Raw genomic sequence first — 12435 nt, 5'->3', positions numbered from 1 at the left:
GTTTAAATAGCTCTTTACCATTAGCTCATTGCTCTGCTGGCCGCCCCCCGGATTTAGGCTGAGTTAATGAATATAATTATTTATAATAAACCCATTTACTTTTGTGTAAGCGCTTGCTACAATCACAATGTGTAGATGAGCCGTTAATTGGGAGGATGTATTTACATGAATAAGTTCAAAAAGATGGCAATGCAAGCCAGCGCCGCTTTATTAATGGCGCTAAGCGTAATTAGTTTTAGCGGTACTGCTACTATTACCGCTGCTAAGTCCGATATTGGCAACCAAAATACCATGGCAGTAGCTTGGTACCAAACTTCTGCCGAATGTAAGGCCCTTTACTTACAGGGTTACAACATCGCTCGGCGGAACCTGGACCAGGATTTGGCACAAGCAAGCGCACAACCACGTGCTATTATTCTCGATATTGATGAGACTGTCTTAGATAACTCGCCATACCAAGCCTACAACGCTCTTCACGATGAGCAATTCCCTGACCATTGGAACGATTGGGTAAATGCCGCTAAGGCAAAGCCGGTTCCGGGTGCCAAGGACTTCTTAAACTACGCGAACCAAAATGGCGTTCAGATTTACTACGTGAGTGACCGGTCGACTGGCCAACTCAAGGCTACGAAGAAGAACCTTGCCAATCAGGGTCTTCCGCAAGCAACCGATGACCACATCCTGCTGAAGGGAAAGAACGATAAAAGCAAGGAAACACGCCGGCAGGCTATCGAAAAGAACAATAATGTCATTATGTTCTTCGGCGATAGTTTGACTGACATGAATGATCCGAAGTCCCCTTCTGTCAAGGACCGTTACCAAGATGTAATGGAAAATGCAAACCAATTCGGTAGCAAGTACATCATCTTGCCTTGTCCAATGTACGGTGGCTGGGAAGGTGCCCTTTACGGCGGCAACTACAACATCAGCAATGCGCAAAAGACTAAGGATCGGAAGTCACACCTGACTTACTTCAACCCAAAGACTAACAAGGTTGAAAATAAGACCGTTACCGAACCATAGTGATTGTTATATGACGGCAACCATTATATTTCTACACAGATGAGGTTGGGAATAAAACCAGCCTCTTTGCTATTTTAAAGCTAAAGCTGCCGCAGCCACGCTAACTACGCGTCGAAAGTGGTAGACCGACGTACTAGTCAAGTCAGTTCTGTCCCTCCACTTTTGATATTAGTTGACATAATATCGTTCTCGTGAATTAAATTCATCTCCAATAGCAATTAGTAAAAATTATCAGGAAATTTACTAAAAGGTCTTGCCTAATCACTAATAAATTGCTATGATAGTAACCGTTCGCTGGTGAACAATTATTTCGGGAAATAGCTCAGCTTGGTAGAGCACCTGGTTTGGGACCAGGGGGTCGCAGGTTCGAATCCTGTTTTCCCGATTACTACAAAGGAACTTAACAGTGGTCATTACTGACGATTGTTAAGTTCCTTTTTTCTACTTATTTAATCAAGGGTCGGTAAACTTGCTCCAGCCACTGCTCAGCTTGCTCCCAGTCAATTTGTCCCTGGTGTTCCCACTTCACTGGTTGAATCAAAACATTATCCACGTTAAACAAGCGCTGGCGGCCCTTGATTGCCGCCGGCTCAATATGGTAAGACAGCCCGGTTGGATATGGAGAGAACCGCCAGCCGTAACTACCATCCGGAAAGTGATAAATCCCCTCCAGGTTCATCACGCAAAGGGCATACCCGGCGAGAAAACCCGGTTGGCGTTTCGCACTAGCGCAAATCAGTAGCGGTCCACGGTAATTGGTTTGCCAGGTTCGGTATTCAACCAGCTTATCGCCCCAGGCTACTGCCGCTGCGTTTTCCGGGTGTAAGGAGAGAGCTTTCATCTACTTCTCCTTGTGGCTCCGCTTAACCAGCTGCATAATCAGATAATCACGGGCATCCTGTTCACTCATCTGGACGCCATTAATGGTAAGCGGCCCTTCTGCTAGTTGTTCGTCATCTATCTTGTTCGTCAGGACCTTATCCGTTAGTTCGGGGGTCTGCCGATAGTAGCGATCCAGCAGTTCCGCGGTCGATAACTGCCGCAAAACTTCCGCGAAGGCCCGGTCTTTTTCAATACTCATCTTTTGTTCCTCCTTTTTGTACCACTCCTATTGTACACTTTTTCGCCAATTTCGTTTTATAATAAGTTTATGACTTTCTCAAGGAGTGGAAACATGGAAGCAGATAAATACCTAACCCTAATTCAGTCCGAACTGGCGAAGCTACCGGACTACGTCAATGAATACTACCTTGGTACCAACCATGCCGTCACGACAACCTACCAGTACCTAACCGAAATCCGGCGTTTTTTTGACTGGCTTCGGGTAAGTGGCTTGACGGACGCCCAAGATAACACCGGCATTTCCACTAAGACCCTGGAAAAACTTCGGCGAAACGATATTATGCTTTACATCGACCACCTCAAACATACCCAAAATGCACAGGGGCGGCTAAATTCGCCGACGTCCATCAACCGGTCAATCAACGCCCTCCGTTCCCTATTCAAATATTTAACGGTCACCGCCGATATCAATGACGGAGAACCTTACTTCTACCGCAACGTTATGCTGAAGATTGATTCCTTAAATGATACACAGACCCTAAACTACCGGGCCCATACCTTGTCTTCGCATATGTATCGGGGGCAAATGAAGTTTGACTTCATTAACTTTATCCAAAATGAGTACCTGCACAAGTGTGACAAGCGTGCTCTTCCCGCCTTTAAGGTCAACCGGGAACGGGATATTGCAATCATTGCCTTAATTTTAGGAACTGGGGTGCGGGTTTCCGAGGCGGCGAATGTTAACCTTGGCGACCTGAATATCAACCAGGGACTGCTCGACGTCGTGCGTAAGGGTGGGCAACGTGACTCGGTGCCGATTGCTCCTTGGTCGATCCAGTACCTTCAAGACTATCTGGCAATCCGTGCCCAGCGTTACCACGCATTAAAGAAAGATACAGCTTTCTTTTTGACAGTTTACCACGGTGAAACCCGGCGGATGACCGCCAACGCGATCGAACGGATGGTTAAAAAGTACTCAACCGCCTTTGGGCACCCTCTTACCCCCCACAAGCTCCGGCACACCTTGGCTTCGGAGATGTACGAGGTTACCAAGGATCAGGTCTTGGTCGCCCAGCAACTGGGGCAGAAAGGAACATCGGCAACCGATCTCTACACCCACGTTGGTGTCACCCAACAGCGGGAAGCATTAGACGAAATTAGCAAAGAAAAGAAATAGTTAAGAGGCTGGGAATTGATCCAGCCTCTTAACTATTTTAAAGGTAAAAATGCATCGGCACAGTCGCTGGCTGGCAAGCTAAGCGGGCCGTGGGTCAACAATGTTTTATTTTATCCTACTCCCACCTAGTTTACCGCTCAGACGTTTTCAGTTGATGACTTACCCATCGAAACTAATTTCAGAACGTCTGAGAGCAAATTTCCCAAATCTGGCCAGATTCACCAAGAGAAAGCGTTTAGTAAGACTCTTTTGATAAAAGAGTCTTACTATCATAGCTTGCAAATGCCGTTCTCATAGGCTTTTAAATGGGTGACATTTGGTGTAAGACTGTTGTATAATTTTATTAAAAAACAGGCTTACGTTAAATGACCTCTTTTAACGGCAAATAAGGAGACTTAGAGAAGTATGTTATACAATGCAGCACTTGTTCTTGAGGGTGGTGCCTTTCGTGGGCAATACACGGCCGGAATCGTCGACACATTCCTCGCTCACCATATTGAGTTCCGGAGTGTCATCGGGGTATCTGCGGGCTCACTCAATGGCGTTAATTTCGTTGCTAAACAGTACGGCCGGGCCGCCAGCATCAATATCAACTATCGGCATGATCGAAACTATATTTCAATGGCCCGGGTATTTAAGAAACAGATTATCAACCTTGATTATCTCTTTGAGGACCACGGTTACTCCTGGCGCAACTTTGACGAGCAGGCCTACAAGCGATCCTCTTCCCACTTTACAGCCGTTGCCACGTCCCTTAATACCGGGAAGACGGTCTTCTTTACTGACCCCACTGGTGATGAACTAAACCAGGCGCTTAAAGCGTCTTCCTCAATGCCTTTCCTCTCGGATCCGCAAGAAACCAGCCAGGGACTATGCCTCGACGGTGGCATTGCTGATTCGATTCCCTACGACATCGCCCAGCAGCAGGGCTTCGATAAAATCGTTGTCGTCCGCACCCGCGATGCCAAGTACCGGAAAAAGCCATCTAGTCGGGCAGTCAAGGAACTGTACCACCGCTTTTACAAGGATTACCCCCAGTTTGCTGAAGCGGGGATTAACCGTCCCCTCGTCTACAACCGGCAAATCACCGAGCTTAACCGGCTGGCTAACGATGGCAAGATTTTTGATATTGTGCCGAAGAAGCCCATCAAAATCAAACGGGTTGAGGGAAACGTCAGGAAGATTCGCAAACTCTATGAACGGGGAAAGAAGGAGTGTGAGGAATACCTTCCCCAGATGATTGCCTACCTCGAGAAGTAATCAAAGGATATGATATTATGTCAACTAAAAAACGGGAATACATTCCGAAGAACAAGACCAACGGCCAGGTGAAGGGCCGCCGGAAAATTTGGGTCGAGAACGTCAAATTTTTGACCCTCACGGAATATGAACAGCTGTGTAACACCATCAAGGCGGCGTCACGACCGGAACTGGTCAACCGCAACCTCCTGATGATCGCAATCGCCCTCAATAATGGCCTGCGGGCCTCAGACGTGGTCACCCTCCGCGTGGGCCACGTCCTCAATAAGACCAAGACCCGGGTGATTGAGCAGAAAACCGGGAAGGCCAAAACACTTTTTTGGAATAATTGTCTGGCTGAAATCATTAACTATCTTAATGACCTCAACTACCACGACGAGAACGACTACCTCTTTCCTGGAAAACAGGATGGCCATTTCTCCGTCCATGGCTTCTACGAGATGCTGCAACGCATGGGCCGCAAAACTGGCAATCCCCAGCTAGCCGCCAAGTTAGGCACCCACTCCTTCCGTAAAACCTTTGGCCGCCAGCTTTACAAAAAGGGCGTCAACGTCGAAATTATCTCCCAGCTCTTCAACCACTCCTCCGAGCGCAACACCCGTCACTACCTCGGGATTGAGCAGGAGGACCTTGATAAAGTAGTGCAGAACTTTAAATTTGAGTAGTAATCGTTATATCTGGAATTATGTAAACTAAAATAACGTTGCGAATTAAGATCTTGGTTTGCAACGTTATTTATTATTCCTTAACCTTAACTGTACTCCACGGTGATTCAAAACTGCCACTAATCCGCTAATGGTTAACAGCTTCCCCTTCGTCTAGTTTACGCTTTGCAAGAGATCGCTAAGATATTCGAAATTATGTAAACTAGGCAAAGAACCCTGGTTAGTGTATAATTAAGTCAATTAAATAATGTAATTACATTAGGGGGGTCCGTTTACCGGACTGAGATACGGCCAGAGCCGTGGACTCTAGAACCTGTCAAGTTGATACTTGCGAAGGAAAATGTGCGTTTAAACCACCAGTGGTCAGGTTCAGTGTAACCTGACCACTTTTTTGTTAGGAGGAACTTTAATGGATAATCATCTAATTGCGGCCGTCCGTCAGAACCACCCAATCACATTTACAGTTGCCAACACGGTTACCAGCGGTAAAGTCGCCGACGCCCTCAGTGCAATTGGCGCTTCCCCAATTATGTCGACAGCACCAGAAGAGGCCGCCGATCTAGTAGCAGCAGCCCACGCGGTCACCCTGAACATTGGTACACCGACGGCCGAACTCTGCAAAGAGCTTACTGTTGTAGCGGCCGCGGCTAACCGCCTCCACAAGTCCCTGGTCCTTGACCCCGTCGCCTGTGGTGCCACTGCCTTTCGTCAGCAAATCAACCACGACCTGCTAACCAGTCACCAATTCACGGTTATCCGGGGAAATGCAGGCGAAATTGCCAGCCTGGCCGGAGTTGACTGGGACGGTCATGGAATTGACGCGGGCTCCGGTGATGGCGACCTGGTCACCCTCGCCGAACGGTGTGCCAGCCGTTACCAGACAACAGTGGTCCTTTCCGGACCAGTCGATGTTATCACTAACGGCCAGGCAACGCGACACAATGACCGCGGAACCGAGTGGCTCGCCACCAACGTTGGCTCTGGCGATATCCTTTCCAGCATCATCGCCGCCCTCCTCGGCCAGGGAGCAGATCCCGTGACCGCCGGCTGGCTCGGTTGCCGGCTCGTAACAACTGCTGGAAAGAACGCCACCAAGGGCACCCACGGGCTTGGCAGCTGGCAAGAACACTTCCTTGATGAACTGACGATGATTACCGACGAAGATTTAGCATAGAAAGGATGAGCAAGATGACTAATGATTTTCCCCAAGCACTGACCATTGCTGGAACTGATAGTGGTGGCGGGGCCGGGATTGCCGCTGACTTTAAGACCATGCAGGAGCGGGGCGTTTTCGCAACGATGGCGGTGGTAGCGGTGACCGCCCAAAACACCCTGGGAGTCCAGGATGCCCTGCCAATGCCGCCCAAACTGATTGACGAGCAGTGTGCCTCCCTGGCGGCCGACCTAAAAATTAGGGCTTGTAAGACCGGGATGCTGGCCGATCCAACCAGGGTCATGGCGGTGGTCAGGAACCTGCAAAAGTATGACTTTGGCCCCGTTACGGTTGATCCCGTAATGATTGCCAAGGGTGGCGCCAAGCTGCTTAGCGATGACGCCATCGCCACCGTCCGCGACCAGCTCCTCCCCCTTGCCAGTCTCGTCACCCCCAACCTGCCCGAAGCCGAAGAACTAACGGGGATGAAAATTCAAACGGAAGCTGACATGATCACGGCGGGAAAACTCCTCCAGGGAATGGGCGCCAAGAACGTCCTCGTCAAGGGAGGCCACTTTGCCAGCGCGGATGAAGCCAACGACTTTGTCCTGCTTGAAAACGGCCATAACTTTTGGCTGACCGCCAAGCGAATACCAACCCATAATACTCACGGCACCGGTGATACCATCTCTGCTTGCATTACTGCGGAGCTTGCCAAGGGAAAGTCAATGGAAGAGGCGATTCGAATTGGAAAAGCCTATGTGGAGGCCACAATCAAAGACGGGATCAATGTCGGCCATGGGCACGGCCCCCTCAACCACTGGGCCCAGATTGGCGGTGACCAGGATGAAATTTGAGCCAACCATGCTCCGGGCCTACCTGGTCGGCGGTAGCCAGGATACCCACCACGACCCGGCAGAACTATTGACAAAGACCGAAGAAGCGCTCCAAGCCGGGATAACTGCCTTCCAGTACCGGGAAAAGGGCTCTTCTAACCTTTCGGCCAATCAGCGGTTAAAGCTGGCTGAGCAACTCCGGGAACTAACCCGGCACTACCGGGTCCCCTTCTTCATCGATGACGACGAGGAACTGGCGTTAGCGGTCGGCGCTGACGGGGTTCACGTCGGCCAAAAGGACCAGCGGATTGAGCAGGTCATCCAGCGGGCCCAAGGGAAACTGATGATTGGTTACTCCTGCAATCGGCCAGTGCAAATCGAAAAAGCCAACCAGCTGGCGGCCGTCGACTATATCGGTTCTGGCCCGGTCTTCCCTACCCAGTCAAAGGCAGACGCGGATCCGGCACTGGGCCTGAGCCGGCTGGCACTACTCAACCGCCTCAGCGAGCAGCCGGTCGTTGCTATCGGCGGCATTACCGCTGACAACATTGCGGCAACCTTTGCCACCGGTGTTGCAGGCGCCGCGGTGATTTCAATGGTTTTCCAGAGTAAAGACATTTCTCAGACCGTCCACCAGATGTTGACGGCTAGTTCTCAATCGTAACTGTCATTATGTCAACTAAATCCAGAGGAAAAGGGCCGGTTCCGTTTGTGGAACCGGCCCTTTAGCTTCCTGCCCACTCACGTAATTGGGGGGGGAGAAGAGTGAGCAGTGAATCTAGGCTAAATTAGTTATCTTCCTTTTTCTTGAGGCCGAACATGCCGAGGGTAATCCCCATCAGGCCCAGGCCGACTAAGGCACTAGAATTTTCGTCCCCAGTTTGTGGCAACTGCTGGTCATTAGCCTGGTGTCGACCAGCGGTGTTAACGTTCGTCTGGCTACCGTCGTTTTCCAGACGCGTCCCATTGTAGTAACCGCCATTAGCCTGGCCGTTACCACCACGATTATTACGCGTTGGAATCTTTTCAATTTCAACTTTGATGACCACTGGCTGACCATCACCATTAAAGGTGATTTCAGTTGGAATAGTCTGACCTGGCACGAGTTCGTAACCGGCCGGAATTTGCGGCGTAAACGGAATCGTTTGGTCGGTAACCCCCTGAATTGGTGTTTCAACAATCGGGTTACCATTCGGATCAACGTAGATAATCTTGCCACTCTGTGGGTTTGCCGTGTAGGTCACTTCTACCAGGCGGTCTGGCGTACCTGCGGTAACGTTACTATCACCCTTGACCTTGACGGAGCCATCAGGATCAACAGCCAAGTCAGTGTCAACGAACTCATCGCCGGTTTGAGCCTTGAAGAGCCGCAGTTCATCACTAGCAGCGTGGCTTCGGTGGGAGTGAGCCGTATAGCCCTGGATGGTCGGCACAACCACGTCAGCGAAGGACTGGGCCTGCGGGGTTTCCGCGTCAGCACTAGCTTCCGCTGCAGCCGGCTTCCAGTCACTGTAAGTAACATCCCCTGTAACCTCATCAATGTCCGCCTGACGAACGTAATCGGCTTCTTGAGCCTTCGTCGTCACCTTTCCGGTCCGCGGATCAGTAATCCGGACTGTGAAGTGGACGTTCTTGGTCAGCTCTTCTAGCTGCGGATAATCTCTGTCCTTGTCACCCGGTAGCGGTCCAGTTGGCTGGTCATCCCCAGGGTTGACGATGTCGTACTTGTGCTGGACGGTAATAATAGTGTCCGGGGTGTGGTCACCAGTAAAGGTGATTTCACTCGGAGCTGTCCTTTCGCCTGGCACAACTTCCCAACCAGCTGGGACCTCGGAATTCGTCTTGACAGTCTGGTCAGTCTTCCCGTTGACGCTATCCGTCTTGATGGTCTTACCATCCTTGTCCCGGTAAATGATGTTAGTCGTCTGCTCGTTTGCTTTGTAAGTAATCGTGACGGTAGTGTCATTGGTCTGGTCAGTAACCTTTTGACCGGCAACCGTGCTTTCGCTTGGTGTGTAGCCCGCAACGGCAGGAACAGTAAATTCATCCCATTCCCCGGTTGTCCAATCACCATAAGTAACTTGTCCAGTAACCTCGTCAACCGTTGCCTGCCGGGTCAGGTGGACAGTTTGCGTAGTGGTCGTCTTGCCGGTATGCGGGTCAAGCACCTCAATGGTCCGGGTAATAGTCTTGTTTAAATCATCCTTAGCCACGCCCTGAGGGAAGGTATGATTTGTCCCCGGAATGGTCGTTCCTGAATTTTGCGGCTTGTCCGGCGTAATGGTGATAGTTCTGTGGTTAAACTTGACAGTATAGCTCTGGTCAGCATTATCATCATGATCAAAGACAAGGGTTGCACCGTTAGTTTCATCAGAAGTCAAAGTGTACCCCTGCTTTTCATAACCAGCAACTGCTTCTTTAGTACTGTAGTTAGCGTTCTGGTCAGAGTGGCCGTTCAGTGTCTTAGTAGATAAGACCTTACCAGTTTGCTCATCTACATAATTAACAGTTATCTTTTGTGCGTCAGCTAGGTAAGTAACAGTAACATGCTTATCCTTAACGTCTTTGTTAACAAGCATTTGTTCAACCTTGCTTTGACTAGGAGTATAACCGTCAATCTTAGGAGAAGATACCTCTGCTAAAAACATTGGGTCATCCCAGTGGTCATCAATGTCCTGGTTGGTTACCAGGTCGGTAGTAACATGGTGAACCAGTGTAGCCGATTTGGCGACGCTATCTGCGACCTTGCTCCCATCTTCGTACTGGTAATCAATCGTTTCTTTAACGGTCTTTGGCGTATCAGTCTGCTTAGTATCATGCTTTAGATAAACTGTATATTCTTGCGGTTCATCGGTGGCATCGAAGCTAATTCCAGTAATCCCCTTTTGGGCATTGGTGTCAGTTAATTCATCCTTTTGTACATGATAGTGAGCATGCTTACTGATTTCATTTGCAGTCGAATACCACTGAGTTTGGCCGACCTTACCATGAATGGTGTCGGTGTGCAGAACCTTATAATTATCATCAACATCAACGTACTTGACGGTAGCAACTCGTGGCTCACCATCGTAAATGACATAGACATTGGCAACCTTATCAGCACCAGGCAGAGTAATCTGCTGGTTAGTACCGGTGATTACTGTATCACCATCCTTAACCGTTTGAGCAGCGCCATTATCAAATTCAATGTTGCCGTTAACATTAGTCCGTACTTGATAGCCCGGAACTGAAGGTACATTAACAGTCATTTGATGCCCAGGTTCGCCAAAGTTGGTTTGAACCGTTGTACCGTCCATCAATTCCCCAGTTTGACCGTTCAAATAATGAATAGTGATGCCCGCTTGTCCCTGAGTGTTGGAAGTGTCAACTACCGGCGACATAGAACCATTCAGCACATCAACATAGCTGTTACCGCGCTTCTCCATAATTTGCATGGTATACGAAGGAGCGGTTGTACGATAGTTATTATAGTCAATGCGGATCTCTGGAATAATACAATCAGGTAAATCTTTTAAGACACCATCGTGGTAGAAGTGATTGATAGCGGCGTTAGCCTTAGCTTCATCTTTATCAAATACCACTGTATTAGTATCACTCATACTTTGAGTAACCTTAGCAGCCTTACGAACAACATCCGGTGAGATATGGATAACAAAAAGGTAGCTGCCATCTGCCTGCTTCGACCAAACCGCACCATCGTTGCCAACTAGTGTATCTAACTGGTCAAAGTTTTGGTTGTCAGCAGCCTTGCTAAGTTTAACTGAACCGCCGCCTAACTGCTTAGTTTCCTGGGTCATTTGCCCATCACTGTTAATCACGTGGGCATCGGTAAAAAAATCAACCCGTGGATTATGAAAGCCATAGTTGGCAAGGTCAGATGGATCCTTAACGGTTACCCGGTAATAGTATTTAAACGTTTGTGGAATTGTAACATTGCCACGCTGCCCCTGGCTTTCCTGCAATTCTTTAAAAGTTTGCTGATCTTTAATAAGGGAATCCCAAGCATAGTTTTGAAGGGCACCTGAATCGGTCTGACCATAAGGAACAAAAACAACGCCATTGTAGCTTTCCAGTGGCGTATATATTTTAGGTACAACGTGAAAAGTATAAGTTTTATCAGCAAAGTGGATGTTTTCAACATACGGATTTTGCTGGGTAGCACCCTTAAAGATATGGCGATCAGTGAAGTAATTGACGATGACAAAATCCTTAATATCGAAGTTAATGGTAATTAGCTTATTCACTTCATTTGCATTCTTGTTAACGTCGAAAATTGTCTTATTGACCTTGAAAATAATCTTACCATTATTATAGCCACCCTGGAACCACATGAAGCCAAGATCGTTAATCGTTTCGCCGCTTTGCGGATCCACGTAATTGATACGATGCGTACCACCATCGCCAGTAAAGAACATATACTTACCATTGTTTGAATCAACAGTAAAATTACCCACATTAATTGTTGTACCATTTACCAAATCTTGGTATGGAATAGAGAACTGCCCCTTATAGCCGTAGGATGTCCAACTTGAAGAGTCCCAATTAGTGATTTTATCAAGTGGCCGTCCGTAATGAATAAGATCAGTATTTACATTCTGCGCTTGTAATTCAGTACTCTGGGCCTTACTCTCCTGTAAATTAGCAGTAGTAGCAGCTGTCGAATTAACGTTCAAGCTCGTCGTAGCCACATTAGTTTCATCCGTACTCTGTGCAGTTTCTGGATTTGCTTTCTCCTCGGTATTTGCCGTGGTGGTTGTTCCCTGGGCGGCCACCTGGCTGGCACTGGTCATCGCTAGCGTGGCGGTATCGGCATGGACGGTTGTCATGTTTATCCCCATAAATGACAAGCCGAGCAATACTGACGATACGCCAACCGTTAACTTCCGAATACCAAAGTGCGGCACCTGCTCCATTCCCTGTTGGAGCTTGTACCACTGATTATTTCTAGAAACCATTTCTAATCTTCCCTTCAAAAATTGTGAAACGTCAATAATTATATGGATTGACCATTTCCTAGTCAAATCAGTCAAATGCGTCTAATTTCAGGGAACGTTCTGGACTTATCAGGTGAATTGGATTTACTCTCACCCAGATATTTTGACAATCGTGTTTATTTTATATTTTTCGTTATAATTTAACCGAACAAATATGGAAAATTTTTCGTCCTTATCAAATCATTAGTAAAAAGCCCAAAACGGCTGTTCTCCCCGTCATTACGGGAAAAACAGCCGTTTCATTCAATCAATCTTTACTTTTTCA

At 48.3% G+C, this 12435-nt stretch carries 10 protein-coding genes, 1 tRNA gene and 1 riboswitch; of the genes, 8 read left to right on the top strand and 3 right to left on the bottom strand.

Annotated features, from left to right (window positions below):
- Positions 1–165 precede the first annotated feature (165 nt).
- Complete coding sequence (locus N4599_RS01440; RefSeq protein ID WP_191363717.1) at positions 166–1023, top strand: 5'-nucleotidase, lipoprotein e(P4) family; 858 nt, start codon at positions 166–168, stop codon at positions 1021–1023.
- Between the two features lie 311 nt (positions 1024–1334).
- Positions 1335–1408: transfer RNA gene (locus N4599_RS01435), tRNA-Pro, on the top strand.
- Between the two features lie 60 nt (positions 1409–1468).
- Here N4599_RS01435 and N4599_RS01430 read toward each other — a convergent pair.
- Together N4599_RS01430 and N4599_RS01425 are read right to left on the bottom strand one after the other, a co-directional pair.
- Positions 1469–1864 (bottom strand): ASCH domain-containing protein, encoded by a 396-nt coding sequence (locus tag N4599_RS01430; protein ID WP_194176129.1) that lies wholly within the window; start codon positions 1862–1864, stop codon positions 1469–1471.
- Complete coding sequence (locus tag N4599_RS01425; RefSeq protein WP_003711892.1) at positions 1865–2104, bottom strand: hypothetical protein; 240 nt, start codon at positions 2102–2104, stop codon at positions 1865–1867.
- Between the two features lie 93 nt (positions 2105–2197).
- On the opposite strand from N4599_RS01425, the gene xerS reads away from it, so the two are divergent.
- From xerS to thiE, 6 genes are all read left to right on the top strand, one after another.
- A complete protein-coding gene (gene xerS / locus N4599_RS01420) occupies positions 2198–3262 on the top strand; it encodes a tyrosine recombinase XerS (protein ID WP_260901467.1) in 1065 nt (354 codons plus the stop codon).
- A 405-nt stretch (positions 3263–3667) separates the two neighbouring features.
- The gene (locus N4599_RS01415; protein ID WP_191363714.1) at positions 3668–4522 is read left to right on the top strand and encodes a patatin-like phospholipase family protein; all 855 of its coding nucleotides are present in this window, start codon (positions 3668–3670) and stop codon (positions 4520–4522) included.
- 17 nt (positions 4523–4539) lie between these two features.
- On the top strand, positions 4540–5187 hold the full coding sequence (locus tag N4599_RS01410; RefSeq protein WP_191363713.1) for a site-specific integrase: 648 nt from the start codon (positions 4540–4542) through the stop codon (positions 5185–5187).
- A gap of 250 nt (positions 5188–5437) precedes the next feature.
- Positions 5438–5543, top strand: a riboswitch (TPP riboswitch).
- Between the two features lie 53 nt (positions 5544–5596).
- Positions 5597–6361: a hydroxyethylthiazole kinase gene (thiM, locus tag N4599_RS01405; RefSeq protein ID WP_260901466.1), complete on the top strand. Its 765-nt coding sequence runs from the start codon at positions 5597–5599 to the stop codon at positions 6359–6361.
- Between the two features lie 14 nt (positions 6362–6375).
- Entirely contained in the window at positions 6376–7197 is an 822-nt protein-coding gene (gene thiD / locus N4599_RS01400; RefSeq protein WP_191363711.1) for a bifunctional hydroxymethylpyrimidine kinase/phosphomethylpyrimidine kinase, read from the top strand.
- The gene (thiE, locus tag N4599_RS01395; protein ID WP_260901464.1) at positions 7187–7840 is read left to right on the top strand and encodes a thiamine phosphate synthase; all 654 of its coding nucleotides are present in this window, start codon (positions 7187–7189) and stop codon (positions 7838–7840) included. Before thiD ends, thiE begins: the two co-directional genes overlap by 11 nt.
- A 124-nt stretch (positions 7841–7964) precedes the next feature.
- Here thiE and N4599_RS01390 read toward each other — a convergent pair whose 3' ends face one another.
- Positions 7965–12131 (bottom strand): mucin-binding protein, encoded by a 4167-nt coding sequence (locus N4599_RS01390; protein ID WP_260901461.1) that lies wholly within the window; start codon positions 12129–12131, stop codon positions 7965–7967.
- Between the last annotated feature and the right edge of the window lie 304 nt (positions 12132–12435).

This window comes from Limosilactobacillus oris (genome assembly GCF_025311495.1).
Taxonomy (GTDB): domain Bacteria; phylum Bacillota; class Bacilli; order Lactobacillales; family Lactobacillaceae; genus Limosilactobacillus; species Limosilactobacillus oris_A.
Note: the sequence above shows the minus strand (reverse complement) of the source record. Positions and strands in the feature narration are given on the sequence as shown.

What these genes read in the sequence shown, in the direction of transcription:
- N4599_RS01390 (WP_260901461.1), bottom strand. Translation starts at nt 12,131, where the DNA reads ATGGTTTCTAGAAATAATCAGTGGTACAAGCTCCAACAGGGAATGGAG.
- N4599_RS01440 (WP_191363717.1), top strand. Translation starts at nt 166, where the DNA reads ATGAATAAGTTCAAAAAGATGGCAATGCAAGCCAGCGCCGCTTTATTA.
- N4599_RS01425 (WP_003711892.1), bottom strand. Translation starts at nt 2,104, where the DNA reads ATGAGTATTGAAAAAGACCGGGCCTTCGCGGAAGTTTTGCGGCAGTTA.
- N4599_RS01410 (WP_191363713.1), top strand. Translation starts at nt 4,540, where the DNA reads ATGTCAACTAAAAAACGGGAATACATTCCGAAGAACAAGACCAACGGC.
- thiD (WP_191363711.1), top strand. Translation starts at nt 6,376, where the DNA reads ATGACTAATGATTTTCCCCAAGCACTGACCATTGCTGGAACTGATAGT.
- thiM (WP_260901466.1), top strand. Translation starts at nt 5,597, where the DNA reads ATGGATAATCATCTAATTGCGGCCGTCCGTCAGAACCACCCAATCACA.
- thiE (WP_260901464.1), top strand. Translation starts at nt 7,187, where the DNA reads ATGAAATTTGAGCCAACCATGCTCCGGGCCTACCTGGTCGGCGGTAGC.
- N4599_RS01430 (WP_194176129.1), bottom strand. Translation starts at nt 1,864, where the DNA reads ATGAAAGCTCTCTCCTTACACCCGGAAAACGCAGCGGCAGTAGCCTGG.
- N4599_RS01415 (WP_191363714.1), top strand. Translation starts at nt 3,668, where the DNA reads ATGTTATACAATGCAGCACTTGTTCTTGAGGGTGGTGCCTTTCGTGGG.
- xerS (WP_260901467.1), top strand. Translation starts at nt 2,198, where the DNA reads ATGGAAGCAGATAAATACCTAACCCTAATTCAGTCCGAACTGGCGAAG.